Below are 23,046 nucleotides of genomic sequence, written 5' to 3' on the forward strand. Positions count from 1 at the left end.
TTGCCCCGGGCTTAGTAGTCAAAGACATGCTCGACTTGCAGCTTCGCCGCCTTCCACTGCCGCAGGGCCTCGGCCAGGTGGGCCACGGGCAGCGTCATCACCACGCGCTGGGTGCCCGGCTGCGTGAGTATGGGCTGCACCAGCAGCGGCGTGGCGGGGCTTTCGGGTTTCCAGGCGCCGGGCGCGAGCACGCTGACCAGGATGAAGGAGTCGTTGCCGGCGATTTCGCTGAAGTTGACTCCCTGCCCGGCCAGTGCCTGGGCATAGGTCATAAAGGCTTCGTAGCGCGGAATGGTGACCAGCGCCGCACCGTCCGGCAGGGGCTGCAGCAGCTTGAGCTCGGGCAGGGCCGCATCCGCCGCGGGCGCTGGCCTGGCCACCACGGCGGTCACCGGCAGGGGCGCATCGTAAATCGACTTGGTGCCCAGCTTGATCAGCTTCGCATAAGCCATCTTGATGGCGTATTCGGTCGTGAGGGCAAAGCGCCGCTCCCATTTGCGAAGCATGTCGGGGCCGGTCGCCGGAACGCCTTGCCAGAGGCCGGCCATCGCCTTGCCGAAGTCGTACTCGTACCAGGGCTGCACGCGGATGAAACGCACGTAATCCTGCGCCACGGCCGCGGCATGCCGGTCTTCCGGCGTCGACCGGCCGGCCGTCGACTCGGCAAGGCGGCCGATCAGGGTTTCATAGGCCGACTTCAGGGCATATTCCACGCTGGTGCTGGTGCCTATCACCATGATCATGAGGTGGTAGCCGGCGTTGAGGTCCAGGCCGCGCCGGCGCGTCTCGTCAAACACCGCCTTGTAGCTTTCCCAGAACTGCGCGATATGCCCGTAGTAGGGGAAACGGCTGGGCGCGCTCGCGGCAATGAACTCGCCGTATTCATACGGGCTGAACACCAGAAACCATTCGGGGTAGGTCAGCAGCGTCTGCTCCACGCCGCGCACGTGCTCGGCACCCGCCACGGGCTTGGCGGGCGCCGCGGCGATGCCGCAGGCCAAGGCAAGCCCCGCGACCAGCGCGCCCACGGCGCCCAGCCTGCGGATGCCGCGCATCATGCCGGCACCCGCGCGCCGGCTTTGGTGAAAGCCAGCAGGACATTGTCGGAAGGGTCATGGGCCTGCAGTTCCCGCTGGCCCGTGTCGCTGAGCCCGCGCTCGCCCAGGTAGGCCACCCAATGCGCGACGGGCCTGAAATGGCGCAGCTCGCGCTGGTTGCTTTCCCAGGCCACGTTCAGGCCGGCGTTAAAGACGGCGTGCACCAGCGACACAAAGGTGTGCATCTCAGGCGTCGTGACGTCGTGGTCGCGCAGGATGAAGGTGCCGCCCGGCTTGAGGACCCTCACGATGGAAGCGACAAAACTGTCGAGCTTGTCCAGCGGGCAGTGGTGCAGGCCTATGTAGCAGGTCACGAGGTCCGCGCTGGCATCGGGCATGGAGGCGGGCAGGGGATCGTAGTCGCCCATGGGCACAAAGCCGCCGATTTTCCGCAAACCGCCGCGCTCCGCGATATCGACCGGCGAATTCGTCGGCGCCAGGTCATTGACGAGGGTGATGGGGCCGGTGACGTCCACGCGCTTGCGCAGCTCGCTGATGTAGCGGCCCGTCGAGCCAATCTCGACATAACCGTCGATGCGTTTCCTGCCCTCCAGCAGGCGCAGGGTCTGCTCGGCCATCTCCTTCTTTTGCTTGAAGAGCGCGGGCAGCGCATGCGTCAGGTCGGCCAGCAGGGGCTTGATCTTCGGCAGCTCGCGCTGCAGCCGGCGGTAAATCGCCTCGTCATCGTCAAGCTCCGCCGAAGTGCTCTTGATCAGCGTATGGAAACGGTCTTCGGGATAGAGGCGGTAGATGTTCTGCAGGAATTTGTAAAAACCGTCGCGCCAGCCGACGTCGGAAAAAACGGCCCTGAATTCCGAAGCGGGTTTGCTGTTGTCCATGGCGTCGATCGAAGTGGCGGGATTGGCTGAATTGGCGGATTCGGCAAGCGTGGGGGCGTAATAGGTGTCCCACAGCACGTTGCGGAGCCTGTACTGCGGGTCAAGCCGCCGCTTCATCGCAAACAGCTCCTGGGCTCTCGGGTAAGCCGCGTGAAACTGCCGGGCCGTGGCGTGCGGCTGATAGGGCAGGTAGTAACTTCCGCCCGCGCTGATGGCCGCGTCTATGAGTTCACGCGTCCAGACCGACACACGGTTGATCGCGTTGTCGCGCGTGCGCTGCTTGTAATACAGCACAAAGGCGAAGGTTTCCCCTCGGGACCAGGCCAGCAGCGTGCCCGGGTCCTGCTGCGCGTGGCGCACCGACACGTTGAGCGCGTTGACCTTGTGGCGCCGCAGGATCTCCGCCATCCTGGACACAAAATCGTCGAAGCGTTCGACCGGAATAAAGTACTCCTGCAACACATAGGTGGTGTGCTTGCGCGAAGCGGGTTCGAGCTCCGCCACGTCGTAGCCGGCTTCGAAATTGCGCCAGTGCACCTTGCGGAACCTATAAAGCAGCGGGTCGATCAGGTACTCGCGGCGCCATTTCCCGAGCGGGGTCTCCGTCACGGCCCAGACAAAGTAGCGGTTCAGCGGATAGCTCTGGCCGCCCTGCTGCAAGCGCCGCGGCTCGGTGGCCGCCTCGTCGGTGCGTGCCCAGGTCACCGAGCGGACCTTGCGGTAGTGCGGCGGGTACAGGTCGGCATTATGGAAAACAGCATCCTGGAAATGCCGGACCTTGGCCTTGAAATGGCTGATGTATTCCGCGGCGCTCATCTTGCGCGCCAGGCGCTTGACCTTGACGTTGTCCGCCAGGCTCAGTTCCGCCTCGACGATCACCCCCACGCCGCCATAGCCGCCTATCACCGCATAAAACAGTTCCGCGTTCGCGGCCGGCGAGGCTTCCTGCACGCTGCCGTCGGCCAGCACGACCTTGATCGCGCGCACCGACAGCACCACCGGCCCCAGCCCCATGTAGCGGCCGTGGCAGTTGACGCTCAGCGCGCCGCCCACCGTGAAGTTGGCATAGGTCTGCATGATCTTGACGGCCAGGCCGTGCGGATCGACGAAGCGCTGGATGTCGCACCAGCGTATGCCGGCCTGCACACGAATGACTTTTTCCTGCGGGAAAAAGGCGATCACCTGGTTCATGTCGCGCATGTCCAGGTGCAGGCTGCCCGGGCTGGCGGTCTGGCCGCCCATGCTGAAATGCCCGCCGCCTACGGAAACCGGCCCGTCGGTGCGGCGTAGGGCATCGGCCACATCGGCCACGGTTTTCGGCTTGCTGATGGCCCAGACCGCCACCGGGTTCAAACCGGTGACGTCGTTGACGATCAATGTGTTTTGCTGCATCCCTCGCTCCCTCTTTTTAACCAGAACCCTAGCCCACCACAAGGTAGTCGCCGTGCGCCTGCAGGGGATCCGGGCCCCAGCGGTTGCCGTCGGCGACGCCGCGCCTGAGGGCCAGCTGCCAGACCAGCCAGAGCGCCCCCAGCACGGGGACGGCGGCCAGCAAGAGCCACCAGCCGGAGTAGTTCCGGTCATGGAGGCGCCGGATGCAGATCAGCACCAGCGCTGCCAGCACCGGCAGGTTGATCAGCCAGGTCAGGATGCCGGACGAGGCATTGCCGAGCGCGGCCCACACCAGGTAGAACAGCCCCCAGACGATGAGGCCGTGAAGCCAGAATCCCCCGCGCGACAAACGCCCTCCGGCCTTGAAGAATCGAAGTGATTTCATGTGTTTTCCTGTTGCAGAAGTTGTGCCACCCGGACCTGCAGGTCCGCGGGCGCGACTTTTTCAGCCGCCAGTGGGGCGCCTACGTTAAGCCCCACCCGGTTGAAAAACCCCCGGCGAAACGGCTTGCTCATCGCGGTCCCGCTTTCCACGCGGCTGAAAAACGATCCCCAGAGGTTGGTCAGTGCCATGGGCACGACGGGCACCTGCAAGCCGTCGCGTTCGGCGTTTTCCAGGATCTTCATGATGCCGCCCTTGAAAGCCTGGAGTTCGCCGTTCTTGGTGATGCCGCCCTCCGGGAAGATGGCCAGCAGGTCGCCATCGCGCAACACCTTGGCGGCCGCCTCGAAGGCCGCTTCGTAGAGCGCCGGGTCTTCGGTGCGCGGCGCGATCGGGATGGCCTTGGCCAGGCGGAACAGCCAGCCCAGCACCGGCATTTTGAAGATGCGGTGGTCCATCACAAAGTAGATGGGACGCGGGCTGGCGGCCATCAGCAGCACCGGGTCGACAAAACTCACATGGTTGCAGGTCAGCACGGCCGCGCCCTGCGCCGGGATGTGGTCGTCGCCGCTGATCTTGAAGCGGTAGACCAGGCGCGAGGCGATCAGCGCGATAAAGCGCAGCAGGTATTCGGGCACCAGCATGAAGATGTAGAAGGCCACCACCGCGTTGGCCAGGCCCGTGAAAAGGAAGATCTGCGGGATGCTGAAGCCGGCCTTGAGCAGGGCGCCGGCCAGGACGGCGCTGACGATCATGAACAGCGCGTTGAGAATGTTGTTGGCCGCGATGATGCGGGCCCGGTGCGTGGGCTGGCTGCGCAGCTGGATCAAGGCATACATGGGCACGCTGTACAGGCCCGCGAACAGGCTCAGCAGCGCGAGGTCAATCATCACGCGCCAGTGGGCATGCTGCGCCATGAATTCGCCCACGCTCATGATGGATACGGCGGGCAGGCCGCGCGAGGCGAAATACAGGTCCACCGCGAACACGCTCATGCCGATGGCGCCCACAGGCACCAGGCCGATCTCCACGTGGCGCTTGCTGAGCACCTCGCAGAGCAGCGAGCCGGTGGCGATGCCGACGGAGAACACCACCAGCAACAGGGACGCGACCTGCTCGTTGCCGTGCAGCACTTCCTTGGCAAAGCTCGGGAACTGGCTCAGGAACACGGCGCCGAAGAACCACATCCAGCTGATGCCCAGCATGGAGCGGAACACCACCAGGTTGCCGTTGGCAAGCTTGAGGTTGCGCCAGGTTTCCGTCACCGGGTTCCAGTTGATCTTCAGGCCTGGGTCGGTCGCCGGCGTGAGCGGGATGAACTGCGAAACCAGCCGGCCAACAAGGGCCAGGCCCACGCAGGCCATGGCCACATAGTCGGGCCCGACCTGCGGCACGGCCACCATCAGCCCGCCCACGACCTGGCCCAGCAGGATGGCGACAAATGTGCCCATCTCGACCATGCCGTTGCCGCCCGTGAGTTCGCGCTCATTGAGCGCCTGCGGCAAGTAGGCGAACTTGACCGGGCCGAAGATGGTGGAATGCAGCCCCATCAAAAAGGTGCAGCCCAGCAACACCGGCACCTGGACGTTGGGGTTGCCGCTCATAAAGCCAACGGCCGCGATCAGCATGATCACCACTTCGAGGTTTTTGACGAAACGGATCACCCGGGTTTTTTCAAACTTGTCGGTGAGTTGTCCGCTGGTGGCCGAAAACAGCAGAAAGGGCAGGATGAACAGTGCGCCTATGGCCAGCCCGGCCAGCGCGGGCGGTAACCAACTCACGCTGAGCTGGTAGGTCACCATCACGGTGAAGGCGAACTTGAAGAGGTTGTCGTTGGCCGCGCCGGAAAACTGCGTCCAGAAAAAAGGCGCAAAGCGGCGCTGCTTGAGCAGGGCGAACTGATTGGGGTGCCCCTGGACTGGCGGCGGCGACACCGGTGCGGCCGTATCAACACTCATGCGTGACTCCTCGTTTTGATTGTTGTGCGGCGGGCTGCACGCCTCAGCGAGTCGCCCGCTCTGTTTTTGACTGCTGCATGGGATTCTGCCTTGATTTCACGCGCGGCCAGCAGGGCCGACACCACGGGCCAGGCGGCACAGGCGGCCACCATGTGTTTGAGGCTGTGGCCCGACACCAGGTGCCCCGTCCATTCATAGACGGCGTGGTCGCCCAGCTCCAGCAGCTTGGCCAGCGCATAGATCGCGATCAGCATCGCCCAACGCACCGGCAGCTCCCGCGATTGCGCGGGACGCAGGCAGGCAAAGCCGAGGATGAGCACCATGCCGCCTCCCTGCAAGACCGCCCACGGCAGCAGATTGCCGCCCAGCGACCAGGCATAGACCGAAAGCGGGCCCAACACGAGTACGGCCGTGGCCAGCGCCATCCCGGCGCGCGTACTCACGGCCCGCATCGCCGCCAGGCCCAGCAGCCCGGCAAAGGCCAGCACCATGCCGCCGCGGTCCCAGGCCAGGCCGGCGTCGCCGGGCTGCAGATGGTAGGCCGCGGACACCGCCGCCGTCACCCACAGGCCGCCGAAAAAAAGCCCGGCCATGGCCGCCGCCGCGGCACTGACGGCCTGCTCACGCAGGGCCCGCAGCAGCGCCCAGATGCCCACCATGCCCCACAGCGCAAAGGGCAGGTTGCTGATGACGTCCATGGCGTGCGGCAGCCAGCCCCAGCGGCGCTGGTCGGCGAAGTCGTGGTAATGGACGGGCTGGGCCACCGAAGGCCCCAGCAGCGCGGCCGCCAGCAACAGCAAGAAGACGGCGGCAAGCACGCATTCACGGCGCAAGGCCAGGGCAGCCGGGCGCGCGTGCCAGGGGAGCGGCTCGACCCGGCGGTGAAGAATGGAGGGGGTGGTCTGCATGGAAAGCTCCTCTGTCTATCTGTATATGAGTGAGCCGCACTGTGAGGGGCGGCGTGGGCCGCAGGCATCAAAATTCAGCGCGGTGGAGCCGCTTCAAACCGAAAGTACCGATAATCGATACCCATGAGCACCACCGCCGATCTCGTCACCGTCCTTAAAAAAGAACTCAAGGCCGCGCGCATGACCTACGCGGACCTGGCCGCCAAACTGGGCATGGCCGAATCCAGCGTCAAGCGCATGCTGGCCAAAGGGGACATGCCGCTGTCGCGCATAGACGCGATCTGCCGCGCGCTCAAGCTGGACTTTGCCGACCTCGCCAGGCGCATCGCCGACACCCAGCCGCTGCTGGCCGAACTGACCGAAGCACAGGAAAAAGCCGTGGTGGCCGACAAAAAGCTGCTGCTGACCGCGATTTGTGTGCTTTCGCAATGGACGCTGGAGCAGATCACCAGCAGCTACCGGCTCTCGGAGGCCGAGTGCATCAAATACCTGGCGCAGCTGGACCGCATAGGCATCATCGAGCTCAAGCCGCTGAACCGCTACCGGCTCAAGCTCGCCAAGACCTTTCGCTGGCGCCCGCATGGGCCGGTGATGGACTACTTCCGCGAGAACGCCTTGCTCGACTATTTTTCCGGCGGCTTCGACGGCGAGGGCGAAGGCCTGCTGCTGGTGCATGGCTCCATCAGCCGCGGCCTGGCGCCCTCCTTCCTGGAGCGCATGCAGCGCGTGGCCCAGGATTTTGCCCAGCAGCACCAGACGGACCAGAAGCTGGGCGAGAAAGACCGCGAGGGGTTCACGCTGCTGCTGGCGATGCGCAGTTGGGAGTTTGAGGCTTTTGCCGCATTGAGGAGGTAACACCCCCGTCCAGGCTCACTGCGTGTAGCCTGTTCCCCCTCAAGGGGGCGGCGCCTTGGGCCGGCGGACCCGGACCCTTGGCCCCCGCTGGCTGGGTAGGCCCGGCATAAATTGCATGCAATTACATTAGTCAGCTAAGAAAATATCGCGCTTACTGGTAATATTCAGCCGTTCTAAGCCGAAACACGAATTTTGTGCATGCAATTCTTAACGGAACCGCGATGAACTCGAGCTTCACCTACGTCGGCCTGCCCATCCCCGTGGCGGCCAATCTGACCGACACCAAGTACTTTTTCCAGGCGCTGGACAATTTTTCGCGCGTGATGGCGATACGCCCGGGGGACCGGGTGCTGATGCTGGCCGACCCGCTGCTGGACCCGCGGGTGATCGACGCGGTGATCGGCATTGCCAAATCGCGCGGGGCCGAAGTGCGTGTTTATATGGAGCCCAGTACCCAGGTGACGGCCGTGCCCGAGGAAGTGCATGCCATGCTCAAAAAAGCCACTTTTGTGGTGTCGACCTGGTTCTGCTCCATCCTCGATCCTTTGTGCATCAAGCTGCGCCGCGCCGGCCAGCGCTGGGTCAAGATCACCTACTTTCGCAACCTCGATTTGCTGCACACGCCGCAGGCGCGCTTTCCGGTCGACCTCATCGGCGAGATCATCCGCGGCACGGCGGCACGCTACCCGGCCGAGGGCGGCTTCGACCTGCGCTTTACCGACCCGCGCGGCAGCGACTTTCGCATCAGCTTCACGCAGGAAATGCGCGCCAACCAGCTGGCCACGAACCGCTGGCGCGGCCAGATGACGGCCGAGGAGGACGGCTGCTATGTGCATTACCTGCCCACGCACGGCCCCAACCTCTGGGACCACAACTCGGTCAAAAACGACTTCAAGGCCGTGGTGCCCATGGCCGGCGTGCTGTACCCGCAATGGGCGGTCGGCTTTGCCAAGCCCTTTGAGGAAAAAATCGCCGTGCGTTTCGAAGGCGACACGATTTCCTCGGTTGATGGCATCTCGGAAGAAGCCGTGGTCCTGCGCGAAATGCTGGTGGGCGGCCGCATGATTGAAGGTGGCGGCTGCGGCTTCAACCCCAAGGCGCCGCGCCACACGGTCTATCCGGCCGGCTCCAACGCGCCCGGCGCGCTGCATTTCGGCATAGACCTGGCCCAGCCCAGCGACTACATACGCCGCGTCATGCCCGACTGGGAAGAGCCGCCGGTGCACATGGACCTGATCACGCTGGATGCGACGGTGACCGCAGGCGGCAACACCTTGATCAAGGACGGCTTTTTGTGCGCACTGCGCGACCCGGCCGTGGTGGCGCTGGCCGCGCGTTATGGCGACCCGGTGGAGTTGCTCGAAGCGCAGGTGCTCTAAGCGGGCGCCGTAAATACGGTCAGCACGCCGGTGTAACCGTAGAGGTGATGGCGAGCGATTTCGCCGCCGGCAAAAAAACCCACCAGCGGCACATCGCCCAGCGCGCGCCGCACGATCTGCATCTCGGCGCTGGGCGCGCCGAAGTGCGGCCCGCCGCGGCCTGAGCAGCTCACGTAGACCGCGCCGGCAATACGCCTGGCCGCATGCGGCGCCGATTCGGCTTCCGAGGCGCTCAAGGCGCTGGCGACTTCCAGCGTGACTTCCTCGGGCTCCAGCTCTTCGCGGATTTCGGCACAGACACGGATCAGGTCGGCACGCGCGGCTTCCATATTGCGTTCGCAAAAGGCCAGCTTCATGCCCACGGCCGGCACCTCGGCGATGGCAATACCCCGGCGCGACGGGTCCAGCCCTATCAGGTGGCGCACGCGCACCTCGGCGCCGAACTGGCCCGCGCGCCGGCCCGCGGCATGGGCTGCACCGTCATCGGGAATGTCGGCCGGCCGGCTCAGGCCGACCAGGGTGGTGCGCACCTTGGCCAGCGCCTCGCGCGGCTGGTCCAGCGACACGGCCAGGTCCGCCAGCATGACGTCCAGCGCCGGCTTGCCGTCAAGCTCCGTCACCACATTGGACTCACAGGCAGTGATTTCATGGTCGGCCGACACTGGCCGGCAACCCTGGGTGATGCGCGACATCAGCGCCGCGCCCTGGCCGAAAGCCACGCCGCTGAGCCCGCCGCTGAACACGCCGCCGGCCGCGCCCTGGCCCTTGACGTTGCCGTGCCCGCTGAGCGCGAACTGCACGGTGCCGGAGCGGCTGGAGGCCAGGCCGCCGAACACATAGCCGCTCTGGGTGCGCTGCGCCATCTCGTCTATCAGGTCGGCCACATCGGGCGTGCCGGCATCGGCGTGCACCAGCGCGGTGTGCGCCTTGAAGCGGCCGCTGCTGGCCGGTGGCAGCGGCGACACACCGGAAAACACCCGGTACTGGTCGTGCGGCAGTTCGCACAGCATCACCGTGAGGGCCGGCTCGTCGAAGTACTCGACATTGTTGGAGGCGATGCCCACGCCCACCGTGCCGCTCCAGTCGGTGATGTCGGGCAACTCGGCGCTCAGGTGGTCGAGGATGTCCTGCGCATGGGCCGCGTAATGGTCGGTGATGTAAAGCAACGCCAGCGTGGGCGACTTGGCGTAGCCGGGCAGCGCCTGGTAGGCGCGCAGCTGCGCCAGCACCAGGCCGGCCGCCATCTGCCATTGCGGATGGGTGGCGTGGCCGTAGGGGAAAAGCTTCATGGGGTCCTGGTGAAATTCAGTGGAAGTGGAAGTCGGGGGTGAATCCGGCGCGGTTCAGCGTGCGGTTTTGCGCGCAGCCGCCTTGCGCGCCGGCGCCTTGGCTCTGGTTTTGGCGGCGGGTTTGGCAGGCGCCTTGCCGGCGGCCGGCGTGGGCCAGCCCTGGCTGCTGCGCAGCGCGGTGTTCATGGCCGCGCGCGCGCCGCCCGCCATGGTTTTGCCCGCCGTTTCGGCCATGTTGCGGGCCATGCCCGTGGCCATGCCGGTGGCGGTTTTCATCGCGTCCTTGGCCAGGCCGGTGGCCAGGCTTTTGGTCGTGTCCATCGCGGTTTTCTTGGCCGCATCCTTCATCGCGTCGGTCGCGATCGCCTGGAACTGCTGGGTCAGCGCGCCCCACCACTGCATGGGGTCGACCACCCCGGCCGGCGCGGCGGCGGCCTTGCCCGCGGCGGGGGCTTTGGCCTTGGCGGCGGGCTTGCCCGTCCCAAAACTCGAGGGCGGCACTTCCAGCCCCGAAAACGTCCTGGCCTTGTCGGCCACACGCTGCACGCCGCCGGCCACGCTGTCGGCGACCTTGAGCTTGAAGGCGTTGGCCACGTCGCCCATGTTGAAGTTCATGCCCTTGAGCGTGGCCAGGGTCATTTTCTGCACTTCCAGCGCCTGGATGGTGGCCTTGAGCGCCGTGGCGTTCTGGTCCAGCCAGAACTGCACGGCCTTGAGCTCCTCGATGCGCTTGTCGAGTTCCTCGACGTTGAGCGTGGGCGCCACCCAGTTCCCGAGGTTGGGCAACTGCGGGATGCTTTGCGTGGCGCTGCCGGCCGCCTGTTTGGCCAGGTTCTGCAGAAAATCAAAGCCGGGCACCAGCTTGCCGAAACCGGGGAAGGAAGGGTTGTCTGCGTCACTCATGAATGTGTCTCCTGGCATGTTGTGCATGATGGCATTGAAGGGCGGGGCGGCAGGGCATCCCGGCTCGCGCCCTTGTCTTCATTGTGCAGCGCCGGGGCGGGACGTCAACCGGTTTTTGGCCCTTGCCCGCGCGCACGGCCTGATAAGCTTGCGCCATGGCCTATACCTTCGCCTCCGCCACGGTGCTCCTGCTGCTGATCACCGACCCTTTCGGCAACATCCCGATTTTTGCCAATGCCCTCAAAGGCGTGGCGCCCGAGCGGCGCATGTTCGTCATCCTGCGCGAGGTGCTGATCGCCTTTTTGCTGCTGCTGGCCTTTATGTTCGTCGGTGACGGGTTTCTGCGCCTCATGAACCTCAGCGACCTGTCGCTGCAGATCGCCGGCGCCGTCGTGATGTTTCTGATTGCGCTGCGCATGATCTTCCCTTCGGACCAGCCCGAGGCCGCGCCCCTGCTGGGCGAGCCGCTGATCGTGCCGCTGGCCATTCCCGCGCTGGCCGGCCCGTCGGCGCTGGCCACCGTGATGCTGCTGGTGTCGCAGGCGCCGGAGCGCCGGATTGAATGGGTTGCCGCGCTCTGCGTCACCATGGCCGTCTGCGCCGTGGTGCTGGTGCTGTCCGAGCGCATACAGCGCGTGGCCGGCGACCGCGTCATGATGGCCTTCGAGCGCCTCATGGGCTTGATCCTCGTGGCGATTTCGGTCGAGATGTTGCTGCGCGGCATACGGCTGTTCATCACCCAGACCGGGGCCGCTGCATGAAAACATCCGCGCAACGCCTGGTCCTTCTTGCCGCCTGCGCGCTGGCCTCGCCCTGGGCGCATGCCGTGCAGGACTGCGAAGTCAACGGCGAAAGCGTCAACCCCAACAACGGAAACACCACCGCCGGCAAGACCGGCATCATGCGCTGCAAGGACCGGGACTCGGGCCAGCTGGTGCGTGAACAGGAACTGCAGGGCGGCAAGTTCATGGGCCTGGTGCGCTCCTACCAGAACGGCAAGCTGCAGCGCGAATACAGCGAAAACGAGCGCGGCAACCGGCACGGCCGCGCGCGCGAATTCGCAGCGGACGGCCAGGTGCTGCGCGACGCCGTGTACGACAACGGCACCGAGGCCGGCCTGGCGCGCAGCTTTCACGCCAATGGGCAGCTGCGGCGCATCGTGTTTTACGGGCCGCGCGCGGGCGGCAGTGTCGAGCAGGCCTATGCCGAATTCAACGATCGCGGCCAGCTCCAGGCCATGCGCTGCGGCGACAAGCCGCTGCTGGCGGCGCCGGCCGACGACGCCCGCTGGTGCGGCTTTTCGGGCAGCGCCTCCAAGGTCGAACTGTTCAGCAGCAGGGGCGTGCTGAACGGCAGCAGCAGTTACCTGGCGGGAAAACGCATACGCCATGAAACACTGGGCGAGAGCGGCAAGCCCGATTACCTGGACGAGGTATCGGGCAGCACCCGCATAGAGCGCCATTTCAACAACGCCGGCGTCAAGCGGCGGGAAATCCAGTGGAAGCTGGACGGTGAAAACCCCAGGAATTCACTCAAGGAGCGGGAGCAGGAATTCGCCGACAGCGGCACCCTGACGCGTGACCGGAAATGGTCCGAAGGCAAACTGGTGAACGACCAGTCCTATTACCTCAACGGCCAGCCGCGCAGCAAAACCGAGTTCGGCGGCGAGGGCGACAGCGCCTGGCTGCAAGCCACCGACTACTTCGACAACGGAACAGTCGCCAGGACAGGACGCTACAGCAACTCCAGCCGCTACCGGCAATTGCCGCTGGGCACACACCAGCGCTTCAATGAAGCCGGAAAGCTGGTGGCCGAATCGAGCTACGACGACCGCGGCCGCATCACGCGCGAAAAAACCTGGGACAACGAAGGCAAGCTGCTGAGCGACGATGCGGTCTTTGAAGACGGCTCGCGGAAAACATATTCCAGATAACACCCCCGTCCAGGCTCACTGCGTGTAGCCTGTTCCCCCCTCAAGGGGGCGGCGCCTGCGGCCCGGCAAAGCCGGTTCCGCGGCCCCTGCTGGACTTATTCAGGGTGACTCAGACAGCCTCGACAACTTTTTGGTCGATGGCACCGAAGACCGATTGCCCATCCTTGCCTTTGGCCTCGATGCGAATCGTGTCGCCGTATTTCATGAACTCGGTCTTGGGCTTGCCGTCCTCTATGGTTTCGATCGCGCGTTTTTCGGCGATGCAGCTGTAGCCGTGGCTCCAGTCCTTGTTGCTGACGGTGCCCGAGCCCACGATGCTGCCGGCGCGCACATTGCGGGTCTTGCAGATGTGAGCAATCAGCTGGCCGAAGTGGAAGGTCATTTCGGGGCCGGCCTCGCACATGCCGACCTTGCGGCCGTTCCAGGTGCTTTGCAGGGTCAGGTGCAAACGGCCCTTGTCCCAGGCATCGCCCACCTCGTCGGGCGTCACCGCCACCGGGCTGAAAGCGGTGGCCGGCTTGCTCTGGAAGAAGCCAAAGCCCTTGGCCAGCTCGTTGGGGATCAGGTTGCGCAGCGAAACGTCATTGGCCAGCATCAAGAGGCGCACGCCTTCGAGCGCCTGGGCCGGCGTGGCGCCCATGGGCACGTCGCCCGTGATCACGGCGACCTCGGCCTCGAAGTCGATGCCGAAGTCCTCGCTGGCCACCACCACGTCGTCGCAGGGACCTATGAAATCGTCGCTGCCGCCCTGGTACATCAGCGGGTCGCTGTAAAAGCTTTCGGGCACTTCGGCGTTGCGGGCCTTGCGCACCAGCTCCACATGGTTGATGTAGGCCGAGCCGTCGGCCCACTGGTAGGCGCGCGGCAGCGGCGCCATGCAGCGCGAGGGCTCGAAGGGAAAGGCGTGGCGCGCCTTGCCGTTGTTCAGCGTTTCATAGAGGTCCTGCAGCTGCGGCGACATGAAGTTCCAGTCGTCCAGCACCTGCTGCAGTTTGCCCGCAATGCCGGTCGCATAATGGGCCGTGGAGAGATCGCGCGACACCACAACGAGCTGGCCGTCGCGTGAAGAGTCTTTGTAAGTGGCGAGTTTCATCGATATCCTGGTGGGTGGCTGCCGGCTTTCGCCGCAGGCCTTGATTGTGCCGTGTATGCCGTGGCCGGCGGCGGCTGGCGGACCCGCGTTACGATCCATGCATCCACAGCCCCACGGCGAAACTGAAATTCTAGTCAAGCCCTTCAAGCCCATGAAAGCAAGCCCCGGCGCCACCGCCCCCGCACGCCGCAGCACGGCGCCGCAGCGCGCGGGCATACAGTCGCTCGAAGTCGGTTTTGCCCTGCTGGAAGTGCTCTCCACCTCGCCTGGCGCCCTGATGCTGCGCGACCTGGCGGCGGCGGCCGGCATGAGCGCGGCCAAGGCCCACCGCTACCTGGTGAGTTTCCAGCGGCTGGGACTGGTGGTCCAGGACCCGGCCACCACGCTGTACGACCTGGGTCCGGCGGCGCTCAAGCTGGGTCTTGCATCCCTTTCCAGGCTGGACAGCGTGAAGCTGGCCCGCCAGCGCCTGCAGCCCCTGATGGCGCAGACCGGCCAGACCCTGGCCCTGGCCGTCTGGGGCAACCAGGGGCCCACGCTGGTGCACTGGGAAGAATCGCCGCGGGCCGTGACGGTCAACCTGCGGCTGGGCGACGTGATGCCGCTGCTGTCTTCGGCCACGGGCCTGTGCTTTACCGCGTTTTCATCGCCGCGCCTGCTGGCCGCAGGCAAGCCGCAGGGCCGGCTGGCGCTGCTGGTCAAGGAGGAACTGGCGCGCAACCAGAAGCTGGCGCGCCAGGACGTCCCCACCACCATGGCCGGCCTGGCCGAGGTGCTGGAAGACGTTCGCCGCCGCGGCATGGCGCGCGCCGTCAATACATTGCTGCCGGGCGTGGCCGGCTTTTGCGCGCCGGTCTTCGACGCCGACGGCCACCTGGCCCTGGGCATGGTGGCGCTGGGCTCGCTGGCCACCTTTGACGCCGACTGGGACGGCGTAGTGGCCCGGCCGCTGGCGGCGGCGGCCCGGCAACTTTCGCGCGACCTGGGCTTCGAAGCGGCATGAGCCTGCTGGCCGCTTACCCCTATCCCGCCCCGCCGCGGCGCGCACTGGCCTTGCTGGCCGTGCTGGTGCTGGTCGCGCACACGCTGGTGCTGACCTCGGTGCCTATGCGCCTGGGCCTCGGACGGGATGCCGCGCCGCCGCCCGCGCGGCCTTTTGTGACGCGCAGCATCCCGCCGCCGCGCCAGGCCGCGCCCCCGCCGGCTGCGCGGCCCGAGGCCGCACCGGCGCCCAGGCCCGCCAGGAAAAAACCCGCGCAACACCCCCGTGATGCCGAGCCAGTCCTGCTACCCGAGCAGCGGCCGGCCAGCCATGTGCCCGATGCGCCCCCCCCCACAAACCTGCTCGCGGAATCAGCCGCCCAGGCCGAAACCCCCGCCGCGAGCGCATCCGGGGCAGCGCCCGCCGGCCCCGCCGAGGCGCCGGTGAGCACCATCGCCTTGCCCGCAAGCATCGTGCTCGACTACAAAATGACCGGCAGCGCCAAGGGCTTGAACTACCACGCGAACGCCGAGCTGCGCTGGCAGAATAGCGGCGACGCCTACGACGTCCTGATGCGCGTCAGCGCCCCGTTCCTCGGTTCGCGCAGCATGGCCAGCACCGGCCAGCTCAGCCCCGAGGGCCTGGCGCCCACGCGTTTTTCCGACAAATCCCGAACCGAAGTGGCCGCGCATTTTGAGTCCGGGAAAAACCAGATCAGCTTCAGCGCCAACACGCCCACGCTGCCCTGGGTCAAGGGTGCGCAGGACCGGGTCAGCGTGTTCATGCAACTGGGCGGCATGCTGGCGGGCAACCCGGCCGGCTTCCCGGCGGGGTCGACCATCTCGATCTACACCGTGGGCCCGCGCGATGCCGAAACCTGGACTTTCCTGGTGGAAGCCGAGGAAAAAATCTCCCTGCCTTTCGGCGAACTGGCCGCGGTCAAGCTCACGCGCCAGCCGCGGCGCGAATTCGACCAGAAGGTCGAGATCTGGTACGCGCCTTCGCTGGGCTACCTGCCGGTGCGCAACAAGATCACGCAGTCCAATGGGGATTTCATCGACCAGCAGCTCAGCGCCCTCAGCAAGGGTTGAGGGCCCCCTTATCCCACGCTGGGCCGCGCTGAACCGCGTTGCGAATGCCGCACGCTGGTGCCCGCTTTATGTGCGGTTTCACACGATGTCGCGCGTCTTTACCGAACACTTGCATACCGGATGGTGCGGACTCTTGAACTTGGCCTCATCGTAGCTATCTGACGAGAAAGGACTTCACCATGCACATGCTTTACGACTCCGACTCCTTTGCCGTGCTGCAGATTCACGCGAACGCGCCGGAAGAATCCGCGCCCGCGCCCGCCATTCCCCAGCTGGCCCGCCACGGCTTTGAAATCGTGGACAAGCGCTCGGGCAAAGAGGTCTACCTGGACGGCTCCTGGGCCGAAATGTTCCAACAACGTTTGAGCGCATGGGCACAGAACACGCCCACGCAGGAAGAAATCGAAGATACGCTGGAGGGCTATAGCGGGCTGGCCAATACGCCCATGTCGATGCACTGAGCCCCCACGGTCGCTCACTGCGTGTAGCTCCCTGCCCCCCGAGGGGGCCGCTGCGCCTGCGGCCCGGCAAAGCCGGTTCCGCGGCCCCTGCTGGTGAAGAGGGGGCCTCCCCGTCGCTCTATGCCCTTTTTTCTTGTCACTCAGCAGGCGGGCTTTCAGTTTGCGCTGCCAAGCGCTTCTCGTAAATCCACCGGTACATGGGTTCAGCCAGCAGCAGCACGGCCGCCAGCCTGGTGACGTGAAAGGCCGTGACCACCGGCACACCCAGCTGCAAGACCTTGGCCGTGATGGCCATTTCGGCGATGCCGCCGGGTGAGGTGCCCAGCAACAGCGTGGCCCAGTGCTGGCTGGTGAACTGGGCCAGCGACCACGCAAACCCCGCGCACAGCGCGATCATTCCCACCGTGGCCAGCGCCACCGAGCCCAGCCAGCGCGGCGCCATGTGCACAAAGCCGCTGGTAAAACGCACGCCCAGGCTGATGCCTATGACGAGTTGCGCGGCATTGGTCATCCATTGCGGCAGGGCTGAGAGCGTGAAGCCAAAAGCCGTCAGCAGCAGCGACACCACCAGGGCGCCTATGAACCAGGGGTTGGTGCGCTCCAGCTTGAGCATGACCCAGCAGCCTGCGCCGGTCAGCACGGCCAGCAGGGCCAGACCCGGCCACTGCACCACGCGCGCGCCCGGCAAGGTGGCGTCCAGCCCGTGCAGGCCCGCCCACTGGAAACCAAAGGGAATGACCAGCGTGACCAGCAGCACGCGCAGGCTGTGCGCCGAGGCCACCAGGTCGGTCTGCGCGCCGTGGCGCTCGGCCATCAGCGTCATTTCCGAGGCTGCGCCTATGGGCGCGGCAAAGTAGGTTGTGATGCGAGAAAGCCCTTTGACCTGGAACGGCCCGGGCCCATGGTGCACCCGGTAAAGCCAGGCCCCAAAAGCCAGCCCCAGGGCCAATGCCCAGGCAATGTTCAGCGCAATCGCCCACCACAGGCCGGCCAGCAGGGTGACAACCTGGGGCGTGAAGTACAGGCCCAGCGCGCAGCCGATCACCCATTGCCCGGTGTTGCGCAGCGGCGTCCAGCTGGCCGTCGGGCCGCCCAGCATGGAGGCCACAGCGGTCGCCAGCAGCGGGCCAATCATCCAGGGCAGGGGCGTGCGCAGCCAGACACACAGGGAGGCGGCGGCCCAGGCCATGAGCAGCGTCAGGACGACGCGCGCGGAAAAAGCGCGGGCAGGGAGGGGAAAGGACAGCATGGCTTGGGGCGCGGCCGACAAAAACCGGCTGGAGTAGTATCCAACGATGCCTTATTTTGCCGCCCCTCGTCCTTTGGCATGGCTGCTGTGCACGGCCGCGATGGCCCTGGCCGCCGGCTGCGCGGGCCGGCCCGAGGCGCCCATGCTGCAGGCGCCCGGCGGCGACAGCGCGCAAACATCGGCCCGGCTGGAGGCCGTGCTTCCGGCGGAGGTCCTGATCCTCGGCGAACAGCACGATGCGGCCGAACATCATGAGATCCAGCAGCAGGTCGTCGCCCTGCTGGCCGCGCGCGGCACGCTGGCCGCGCTGGCGCTGGAAATGGCCGACACCGGCGCCAGCACCTCGGCGCTCAAGCCCAGCGCCACCGAGCAGCAGGTGCGCAACGCACTGGCCTGGAACGACAAAGGCTGGCCCTGGGCCGCCTACGGCCCCGCGGTGATGGCGGCCGTGCGCGCCGGCGTGCCGGTGCTGGGCGCCAACCTGCCGCGCGCGCTGATGCCGGCCCGCATGGCCGACAGCCGGCTGGACCTGCAGCTGCCGGGCCCGGCCCTGAAGGCGCAGCAGCAATTGATGCGCAGCGGCCACTGCAACCTGCTACCCGAGAGCCAGGTCACGCCCATGGCGCGCCTGCAGATCGCCAAGGACATCACCATGGCCAACACCCTGGCCCAGGCCGCCTTGCCGGGAAAAACCGTGGTACTGCTGGCCGGCAGCGGCCACGCGGACCGCCAGCTGGGCGTGCCGCAACACCTGCCTGCCGATGTGAAGGCCAAAGCCGTTCGCCTGCGCGCCGGCGGCGCGGCGGCCAGCGACCAGGCCGAGGCCTTCGATGCCGTGTGGGAAACGCCCGCGCTGCCCGAAAAAGACTACTGCGCGGGCCTGGACAAACTAATGCCCAAGCCCTGAGCGCCGGCTGCAGCCGCGCCTGATGCTTCAGGCGTGTTTGCGGATCGCGTCGGCCACCACGTTGACGATGCGGTCTATGTGCGCGTTCTCGACGATATAGGGTGGGCAGACCACGATGTTGTCGGCCGCCGGCCGCACCAGCACGCCGTGGTGGAAGCACTCCATGAAGACGTCGTAGGCGCGCTTGCCGGGCGCGCCGGCCACGGGCGCCAGTTCCACCGCGCCGGCCAGGCCCAGGGCGCGTATGCCGACCACATTGGGCAGGCCCTTGAGGCCGCTGTGCATGGCATCGCCCAGCACCTTGCCCATTTGCCCGGCGCGCTCGTAGAGTTTTTCTTCCTTGAACAGGTTGAGCGTCGCGATCGCCGCCGCGCAGGCCACCGGATGGCCCGAATAGGTGTAGCCGTGGAAAAACTCGATGGCATGCTCAGGCGCGCCGCTGTTGGCGTTCATCATGCCGTCGTAGATGCGGTCCGAGCAGATCACGCCGCCCAGCGGGATCACGCCGTTGGTTACGCACTTGGCGAAATTCAGCATGTCGGGCACCACGCCGTAGTAGTCGGCGCCGAAGCCCGTGCCCAGGCGGCCGAAGCCGGTGATGACCTCGTCGAAGATCAGCAGGATGCCGTGCTTGTCGCAGATCTCGCGCAGGCGCTTGAGATAGCCCTTGGGCGGCAAATACCAGCCGGCGCTGCCGGCCACCGGCTCCACGATGACGGCGGCCACATTGCTGGGGTCGTGCAGCGGCAGGATGCGGTTTTCGAGTTCCAGCAGCAGGTCCTCCTGCCACACCGGCTCTGTGCCGTTGATGTAGGCATGGTTGACCGGGTCGTGGATGAAGCGCATGTGGTCCACGCGCGGCAGCAGAGCGGCGCCGTAGACCTTGCGGTTGGCCGGAATGCCGCCCACGCTCATGCCGCCGAAGCCGACGCCGTGATAACCCTTCTCGCGGCCTATGAAGATGTTGCGGTGGCCCTCGCCGCGCGCGCGGTGGTAGGCCAGCGCGACCTTGAGCGAGGTGTCGGCCGCCTCCGAGCCCGAGTTGCAGAACAGCACCTTGTTGAGGTCGCCGGGCGCCATGCCCGCGATGACTTCGGCGGCCTTGAAGGCCTGGTCGTTGCTGGCCTGGAAGGCGGTCGCGTAATCCAGCGTGTCCAGCTGCTTCTTGATCGCGTCGTTGATGGGTTTGCGGTTGTGGCCGGCGCCGACGCACCACAGGCTGGATATCCCGTCTATGACCTGGCGGCCGTCGTGCGTGGTGAAGTGCATGCCGTCGGCGGCCACGAACACGCGCGGGTCCTTTTTGAAGCTGCGGTTGGGCGTGAAAGGGAGCCAGTGGTGCTCCATGTTGAAGTCCTGATAGGCCATGGCGTGTTTCCTGCATCTGAAATGGGGGTGTTCTGGCATTCTGGCACTTCCGGGCGGACGCCGGCCTCACCTGCGACAATTCATCCCCTATGAATCACGCTTATATCCTCACCCTGTCCTGCCCGGACCGTATGGGCATTGTTCATGCCGTGTCCGGCTTCCTGCTGGACAACGGCGGCAATATCGAAGAAGCCGCGCAATACAACGACCACGACACGGGCCTGTTTTTCATGCGGGTGCAGTTCGCCTGCGACAAGCTGAGCCACGAGGAGCTCTCCAGCCGGCTCAAGGCCTTTGCCCAGCCCTTCGGCATGGGCTGGAAGCTGCACGCCACCACCCAGCCCATGCGCACGGTCATCATGGTCAGCAAGGAAGGCCACTGCCTCAACGACCTGCTGTTTCGCTGCAAGTCGGGCCTCTTGCCGGTCGACGTGCGCGCCATCGTCTCCAACCACCGCGAGTTCTACCAGCTGGCGGCCAGCTACAACATTCCTTTCCACCACATCCCCGTCACGGCGGCTACCAAGGCCCAGGCCGAGGCGAAGCAGCTGGAAATCATCGAGTCCGAAGGCGCCGAACTCGTGGTGCTGGCGCGCTACATGCAGGTGCTCTCCAACGAGCTGTGCCAGAAGCTCTCGGGCCGCGCCATCAACATCCACCACTCCTTCCTGCCCAGCTTCAAGGGCGCCAAGCCTTACTACCAGGCGCATGACCGCGGCGTGAAGCTGATAGGCGCGACCGCTCACTATGTGACGGCCGACCTCGACGAAGGCCCCATCATCGAGCAGGACGTGGCACGCGCCGACCACAGCAAGACCGTGGAAGACCTGACCGCCATGGGCCGCGACACCGAAAGCCAGGTACTGGCGCGCGCCGTCAAGTGGCACAGCGAGCACCGCGTGCTGCTCAACGGCCACAAGACCGTGATTTTTAAATAAGCACCATGGCCACGCCGGCGCGCATTCCTCCGATCCAGTGCCTTCTGACCTTCGAGGCGCTGGCGCGGCTGCGCAGCGTGACCCAGGCGGCCGAGGAGTTGTGCGTCACGCCCAGCGCGGTCAGCCACCGCGTCAAGCAGCTCGAGCAGATCATTGGCACCAAGCTGTTCGGGCGCGCCGATTTTTCGCTGACCACCGAGGGCAGCGAATACCTGGCCCATGTGCGCGAAGGCTTGGCCACCTTGCAGAAATTTCCGGGCGCGGCCGGCCAGAGCAGCGCGCCCGGCAAACGCAAGCTGCGCCTGGCGGTCACGCCGACCTTTGCGCGCTCCATCCTGATTCCGCGGCTACGCCAGTTCACCGATGCCTACCCCGAAATCGACCTGACCTTGCAGGTGTCGATTCCGCTGCTGGACGTGGTGGCCGAGGATGCCGACCTCATCGTGCGCTTCGGCACCGGCCGTTATGCCGACCTCGAACACGTCTGCCTGAGCAAGGACGAAGTCGCGCCGCTGGCCTCGCCCGCCTTTGTGCGCGAGCACGGCCCTTTTGAAGCGGCCGAAGACCTGGAAGGCGAAAGCCTGCTGCGTTCGCCGCTGGAGCCCTGGCGCACCTGGTTTGCCGCCCATAAACTCGATTGGCCCGAGCCCGCCGACGGCTCCCAGTTCAACGACATCGGCCTGATGTGCGACGCGGCGGCGGCCGGCATGGGCATCGCGCTGATACGCCTCAAGCTGGGCGCACCCTGGCTGGAAAACGGCTCGCTGGTGCGCCTGGGCAGCAACGCCGTCTTCGCCGGCAATGTCCCCAGCCCGCATGCGCACTACCTGTGCTGGCGCACCGGCACCATGGACCGCTGGGAATGCGCGGCTTTTGCCGACTGGCTGCGAAAAAGCCTGGGCTAGCAGTACTAGGGCCCCCAAGCGCGTGAATGGGACGCCTCTACCCGGCGTGCAAAGCCTTAACGAGCGCTCACCCTGCCGGGGCTTTGCACCTGTTCAAGGCCTTTTTGACTTGTAGCGCATTTTGCGTACGCCGATAGCGTTAACGGATCCCATGCGTCCGACAAGTGGTTTTGCGCTCATACCGCCTCATGCCTATGATGGGCTGGCCGTGGCACCCTACGAGGACCCGGCCAACGGCGCATGGTCAAAAAATCAACTTGTTCAACGAGGGGAATTCTCATGAGAAAAAATCAATTAGCCGCCGGTCTGGCCGGCATCCTGCTCTCCATGCTGGCCATTTCACCCCTGGCTCACGCCGAGGGCAAAGCGGCCGGCAAATCCGTCAAACCCGGCACCTTCTGTACCATCCAGGACGCCAAGGCCTGCCAGGACGCCGTGACGCCCGCGCAAATCCTGTCGCGCTTCAAGGCCGGCAATACGCGCTTTGTCTCGGGCAAGCCGCGCCACCAGAACTACCTCAAGGAAATGAAGGCCACGGCGGACGGCCAGTTCCCGCTGGCCAGCGTGGTGTCCTGCATAGACTCGCGCGCACCGGCCGAAATCGTGTTCGACCAGGGCATAGGCGACCTCTTCAACGCGCGCGTGGCCGGCAACATCGTCAATGAAGACATCCTGGGCAGCCTGGAATTCGCGCACAAGGTCGTGGGCGCCAAACTGCTGGTGGTGATGGGCCACACCAGCTGCGGCGCCATCAAGGGCGCGTGTGACGACGCCCAGCTGGGCAACCTGACCGGCCTGATCGGCAAGATCAAGCCGGCCGCAGACCTGATCTCCGCCGACATCAAGGACCGCACGTCCAAGAATTACGCCTTTGTGGAGATGGTGGCCGAGAGCAATGTACGGCTCACGGTCGAGACCATCCGCGAGAAGAGCCCCATCCTGCGCGAGATGGAGCAAAAAGGCGAGATCATGATCGTGGGCGCCATGTACGACGTGAAGACCGGCAAGGTCAAGTTCTACGACACGCCCGGCGCCAGCAAGGCCCCGGGCACGAAGTCCTGAAGCCCCGGGTGGCATTTCACGCACGGCTTTAAATTTCTTCAACCCGGCGGGGGCC

21 protein-coding genes are annotated in these 23,046 nt (G+C 65.8%); 11 read left to right on the plus strand and 10 right to left on the minus strand.

Annotated elements, in window-relative coordinates; all coding sequences use genetic code 11:
- Positions 1–11 precede the first annotated feature (11 nt).
- The 5 genes from AC1DUN_RS03890 to AC1DUN_RS03910 are packed head-to-tail and all read right to left on the minus strand — an operon-like array spanning position 12 to position 6,576.
- Complete coding sequence (locus AC1DUN_RS03890; protein ID WP_477712788.1) at positions 12–1,058, minus strand: hypothetical protein; 1,047 nt, start codon at positions 1,056–1,058, stop codon at positions 12–14.
- Entirely contained in the window at positions 1,055–3,328 is a 2,274-nt protein-coding gene (locus AC1DUN_RS03895) for an FAD-binding protein (protein ID WP_477712789.1), read from the minus strand. Before AC1DUN_RS03895 ends, AC1DUN_RS03890 begins: the two co-directional genes overlap by 4 nt.
- 28 nt (positions 3,329–3,356) lie before the next feature.
- Complete coding sequence (locus tag AC1DUN_RS03900) at positions 3,357–3,713, minus strand: DUF805 domain-containing protein (protein WP_477712790.1); 357 nt, start codon at positions 3,711–3,713, stop codon at positions 3,357–3,359.
- On the minus strand, positions 3,710–5,668 hold the full coding sequence (locus AC1DUN_RS03905) for an MFS transporter (protein WP_477712791.1): 1,959 nt from the start codon (positions 5,666–5,668) through the stop codon (positions 3,710–3,712). Before AC1DUN_RS03905 ends, AC1DUN_RS03900 begins: the two co-directional genes overlap by 4 nt.
- A complete protein-coding gene (locus tag AC1DUN_RS03910) occupies positions 5,665–6,576 on the minus strand; it encodes a hypothetical protein (RefSeq protein WP_477712792.1) in 912 nt (303 codons plus the stop codon). The genes AC1DUN_RS03905 and AC1DUN_RS03910 overlap by 4 nt, the downstream gene beginning before the upstream one ends.
- A 123-nt stretch (positions 6,577–6,699) precedes the next feature.
- Here AC1DUN_RS03910 and AC1DUN_RS03915 point away from each other — a divergent pair, with 123 nt between their 5' ends.
- Together AC1DUN_RS03915 and AC1DUN_RS03920 are read left to right on the plus strand one after the other, a co-directional pair.
- Entirely contained in the window at positions 6,700–7,431 is a 732-nt protein-coding gene (locus AC1DUN_RS03915; RefSeq protein WP_074579254.1) for a helix-turn-helix domain-containing protein, read from the plus strand.
- Between the two features lie 221 nt (positions 7,432–7,652).
- Positions 7,653–8,810: a hypothetical protein gene (locus AC1DUN_RS03920; RefSeq protein WP_477712793.1), complete on the plus strand. Its 1,158-nt coding sequence runs from the start codon at positions 7,653–7,655 to the stop codon at positions 8,808–8,810.
- Here AC1DUN_RS03920 and AC1DUN_RS03925 read toward each other — a convergent pair.
- Positions 8,807–10,099 carry an FIST signal transduction protein gene (locus tag AC1DUN_RS03925; RefSeq protein WP_477712794.1) on the minus strand — a complete coding sequence of 431 codons (1,293 nt, stop codon included), beginning with the start codon at positions 10,097–10,099 and terminating at the stop codon, positions 8,807–8,809. The two genes, AC1DUN_RS03920 and AC1DUN_RS03925, sit on opposite strands and share 4 nt — an antisense overlap.
- A gap of 54 nt (positions 10,100–10,153) precedes the next feature.
- Positions 10,154–11,002 (minus strand): PhaM family polyhydroxyalkanoate granule multifunctional regulatory protein, encoded by an 849-nt coding sequence (locus AC1DUN_RS03930; RefSeq protein ID WP_477712795.1) that lies wholly within the window; start codon positions 11,000–11,002, stop codon positions 10,154–10,156.
- 155 nt (positions 11,003–11,157) lie between these two features.
- On the opposite strand from AC1DUN_RS03930, the gene AC1DUN_RS03935 reads away from it, so the two are divergent.
- Both AC1DUN_RS03935 and AC1DUN_RS03940 read left to right on the plus strand, forming a co-directional pair.
- Positions 11,158–11,763 (plus strand): MarC family protein, encoded by a 606-nt coding sequence (locus AC1DUN_RS03935; protein WP_477712796.1) that lies wholly within the window; start codon positions 11,158–11,160, stop codon positions 11,761–11,763.
- On the plus strand, positions 11,760–12,935 hold the full coding sequence (locus AC1DUN_RS03940) for a toxin-antitoxin system YwqK family antitoxin (RefSeq protein WP_477712797.1): 1,176 nt from the start codon (positions 11,760–11,762) through the stop codon (positions 12,933–12,935). The genes AC1DUN_RS03935 and AC1DUN_RS03940 overlap by 4 nt, the downstream gene beginning before the upstream one ends.
- A gap of 109 nt (positions 12,936–13,044) precedes the next feature.
- Here AC1DUN_RS03940 and AC1DUN_RS03945 read toward each other — a convergent pair whose 3' ends face one another.
- Complete coding sequence (locus AC1DUN_RS03945; protein WP_477661492.1) at positions 13,045–14,028, minus strand: fumarylacetoacetate hydrolase family protein; 984 nt, start codon at positions 14,026–14,028, stop codon at positions 13,045–13,047.
- Between the two features lie 151 nt (positions 14,029–14,179).
- Here AC1DUN_RS03945 and AC1DUN_RS03950 point away from each other — a divergent pair, with 151 nt between their 5' ends.
- The 3 genes from AC1DUN_RS03950 (at position 14,180) to AC1DUN_RS03960 (ending at position 16,562) form a co-directional block, all read left to right on the plus strand.
- On the plus strand, positions 14,180–15,031 hold the full coding sequence (locus tag AC1DUN_RS03950) for an IclR family transcriptional regulator (RefSeq protein ID WP_477712798.1): 852 nt from the start codon (positions 14,180–14,182) through the stop codon (positions 15,029–15,031).
- The gene (locus AC1DUN_RS03955) at positions 15,028–16,101 is read left to right on the plus strand and encodes a DUF3108 domain-containing protein (protein ID WP_477712799.1); all 1,074 of its coding nucleotides are present in this window, start codon (positions 15,028–15,030) and stop codon (positions 16,099–16,101) included. Before AC1DUN_RS03950 ends, AC1DUN_RS03955 begins: the two co-directional genes overlap by 4 nt.
- 179 nt (positions 16,102–16,280) lie before the next feature.
- The gene (locus AC1DUN_RS03960; RefSeq protein ID WP_477712800.1) at positions 16,281–16,562 is read left to right on the plus strand and encodes a BTH_I0359 family protein; all 282 of its coding nucleotides are present in this window, start codon (positions 16,281–16,283) and stop codon (positions 16,560–16,562) included.
- A gap of 136 nt (positions 16,563–16,698) precedes the next feature.
- On the opposite strand, the gene AC1DUN_RS03965 is transcribed toward AC1DUN_RS03960, so the two are convergent.
- The gene (locus AC1DUN_RS03965; RefSeq protein ID WP_477712801.1) at positions 16,699–17,811 is read right to left on the minus strand and encodes an AbrB family transcriptional regulator; all 1,113 of its coding nucleotides are present in this window, start codon (positions 17,809–17,811) and stop codon (positions 16,699–16,701) included.
- 46 nt (positions 17,812–17,857) lie between these two features.
- Between AC1DUN_RS03965 and AC1DUN_RS03970 the strand changes: the two genes are divergently transcribed.
- A complete protein-coding gene (locus tag AC1DUN_RS03970) occupies positions 17,858–18,718 on the plus strand; it encodes a ChaN family lipoprotein (protein WP_477712802.1) in 861 nt (286 codons plus the stop codon).
- A gap of 27 nt (positions 18,719–18,745) precedes the next feature.
- On the opposite strand, the gene aptA is transcribed toward AC1DUN_RS03970, so the two are convergent.
- A complete protein-coding gene (gene aptA / locus AC1DUN_RS03975) occupies positions 18,746–20,086 on the minus strand; it encodes an omega-aminotransferase AptA (RefSeq protein ID WP_477712803.1) in 1,341 nt (446 codons plus the stop codon).
- Between the two features lie 89 nt (positions 20,087–20,175).
- On the opposite strand from aptA, the gene purU reads away from it, so the two are divergent.
- The 3 genes from purU to AC1DUN_RS03990 all read left to right on the plus strand — a co-directional run bounded on the left by purU (position 20,176) and on the right by AC1DUN_RS03990 (position 22,991).
- Positions 20,176–21,024: a formyltetrahydrofolate deformylase gene (purU, locus tag AC1DUN_RS03980; protein ID WP_477712804.1), complete on the plus strand. Its 849-nt coding sequence runs from the start codon at positions 20,176–20,178 to the stop codon at positions 21,022–21,024.
- A gap of 5 nt (positions 21,025–21,029) precedes the next feature.
- Positions 21,030–21,929 (plus strand): LysR substrate-binding domain-containing protein, encoded by a 900-nt coding sequence (locus tag AC1DUN_RS03985; RefSeq protein ID WP_477712805.1) that lies wholly within the window; start codon positions 21,030–21,032, stop codon positions 21,927–21,929.
- 279 nt (positions 21,930–22,208) lie between these two features.
- On the plus strand, positions 22,209–22,991 hold the full coding sequence (locus tag AC1DUN_RS03990; RefSeq protein WP_477712806.1) for a carbonic anhydrase family protein: 783 nt from the start codon (positions 22,209–22,211) through the stop codon (positions 22,989–22,991).
- Positions 22,992–23,046: the final 55 nt, after the last annotated feature.

The organism is Polaromonas sp. P4_F6 (genome assembly GCF_056401275.1).

Coding starts and splice junctions, on each gene's coding strand:
- AC1DUN_RS03930 (WP_477712795.1), bottom strand. CDS start 11,002: ATGAGTGACGCAGACAACCCTTCCTTCCCCGGTTTCGGCAAGCTGGTG.
- aptA (WP_477712803.1), bottom strand. CDS start 20,086: ATGGCCTATCAGGACTTCAACATGGAGCACCACTGGCTCCCTTTCACG.
- AC1DUN_RS03945 (WP_477661492.1), bottom strand. CDS start 14,028: ATGAAACTCGCCACTTACAAAGACTCTTCACGCGACGGCCAGCTCGTT.
- AC1DUN_RS03900 (WP_477712790.1), bottom strand. CDS start 3,713: ATGAAATCACTTCGATTCTTCAAGGCCGGAGGGCGTTTGTCGCGCGGG.
- AC1DUN_RS03990 (WP_477712806.1), top strand. CDS start 22,209: ATGAGAAAAAATCAATTAGCCGCCGGTCTGGCCGGCATCCTGCTCTCC.
- AC1DUN_RS03925 (WP_477712794.1), bottom strand. CDS start 10,099: ATGAAGCTTTTCCCCTACGGCCACGCCACCCATCCGCAATGGCAGATG.
- AC1DUN_RS03895 (WP_477712789.1), bottom strand. CDS start 3,328: ATGCAGCAAAACACATTGATCGTCAACGACGTCACCGGTTTGAACCCG.
- AC1DUN_RS03915 (WP_074579254.1), top strand. CDS start 6,700: ATGAGCACCACCGCCGATCTCGTCACCGTCCTTAAAAAAGAACTCAAG.
- AC1DUN_RS03960 (WP_477712800.1), top strand. CDS start 16,281: ATGCACATGCTTTACGACTCCGACTCCTTTGCCGTGCTGCAGATTCAC.
- AC1DUN_RS03955 (WP_477712799.1), top strand. CDS start 15,028: ATGAGCCTGCTGGCCGCTTACCCCTATCCCGCCCCGCCGCGGCGCGCA.
- AC1DUN_RS03905 (WP_477712791.1), bottom strand. CDS start 5,668: ATGAGTGTTGATACGGCCGCACCGGTGTCGCCGCCGCCAGTCCAGGGG.
- AC1DUN_RS03920 (WP_477712793.1), top strand. CDS start 7,653: ATGAACTCGAGCTTCACCTACGTCGGCCTGCCCATCCCCGTGGCGGCC.
- AC1DUN_RS03890 (WP_477712788.1), bottom strand. CDS start 1,058: ATGATGCGCGGCATCCGCAGGCTGGGCGCCGTGGGCGCGCTGGTCGCG.
- purU (WP_477712804.1), top strand. CDS start 20,176: ATGAATCACGCTTATATCCTCACCCTGTCCTGCCCGGACCGTATGGGC.
- AC1DUN_RS03935 (WP_477712796.1), top strand. CDS start 11,158: ATGGCCTATACCTTCGCCTCCGCCACGGTGCTCCTGCTGCTGATCACC.
- AC1DUN_RS03965 (WP_477712801.1), bottom strand. CDS start 17,811: ATGCTGTCCTTTCCCCTCCCTGCCCGCGCTTTTTCCGCGCGCGTCGTC.
- AC1DUN_RS03910 (WP_477712792.1), bottom strand. CDS start 6,576: ATGCAGACCACCCCCTCCATTCTTCACCGCCGGGTCGAGCCGCTCCCC.
- AC1DUN_RS03985 (WP_477712805.1), top strand. CDS start 21,030: ATGGCCACGCCGGCGCGCATTCCTCCGATCCAGTGCCTTCTGACCTTC.
- AC1DUN_RS03950 (WP_477712798.1), top strand. CDS start 14,180: ATGAAAGCAAGCCCCGGCGCCACCGCCCCCGCACGCCGCAGCACGGCG.
- AC1DUN_RS03940 (WP_477712797.1), top strand. CDS start 11,760: ATGAAAACATCCGCGCAACGCCTGGTCCTTCTTGCCGCCTGCGCGCTG.
- AC1DUN_RS03970 (WP_477712802.1), top strand. CDS start 17,858: ATGCCTTATTTTGCCGCCCCTCGTCCTTTGGCATGGCTGCTGTGCACG.